Raw genomic sequence first — 747 nt, 5'->3', positions numbered from 1 at the left:
GCAGATCGACACGCCGCCGGACAACTGGCTGGTGTTCGACGAGCGCTATAAGACGCCATCGATTGAGCCGGCCGCGTTGGAGCCGGACAACGGCAACGGCTGGTACGACCCTGCGACCAAGACCCTGCATTTCGTCGTCGCCACTCAGTGCCCGCTGGAAACCGCGACTGAAACCGCGAAAATGATCGCCCCTTCGCGTTTCGGCCTGGCGCACCTGAACATGCACCCGGGTTACACCGTCGGCTACGGCTCCAAAGATCACAACATTTTTGTCTACTACRCCGCCCTCGCGGCGTTGTATGGGGCCGGTGTGCCAGTGCGTCTGGCCAACGATCGCTACGAGCAGTTCCAGAGCGGCATCAAGCGTCACCCGTTCGACATCCGCTACCAATTGGCGGTAGACAAGAACGATCACAGCTTCAAGATTTTCCGCGCCGAAATGAGTGTCGACGGCGGTGGCCGGGTCAACTACAGCCCATCCGTAGCGGCAGTTGGCGCCACGGCCGCGCAGTCGATCTACTACATGCCGCAGAACGATTTGCAGGTCACGGCCTATCATTCTCGCGCCGTTGAAGCCGGCTCGATGCGAGGTTACGGCACCCTGCAAAGCATGGCGTCCACCGAGATGATGGTCGATGAAATTGCCGATCGCCTCGGCATCGATGCCATTGACCTGCGCAAGAAAAACGCCATGGTCTCAGGCATGAAAAACACCCAGGGCGCGGTGCCGGCGGCGCGGTGCCGGCG

At 61.1% G+C, this 747-nt stretch carries 1 protein-coding gene; it reads left to right on the top strand.

Going from position 1 to position 747, the window contains the following annotated elements; translation table 11 throughout:
* Positions 1–747: molybdopterin cofactor-binding domain-containing protein (locus AC1DRJ_RS30850; RefSeq protein WP_477805444.1), on the top strand; the 747-nt coding region annotated here is incomplete at both ends.

This window comes from Pseudomonas sp. P5_B2 (genome assembly GCF_056400445.1).
Note: the sequence above shows the minus strand (reverse complement) of the source record. Positions and strands in the feature narration are given on the sequence as shown.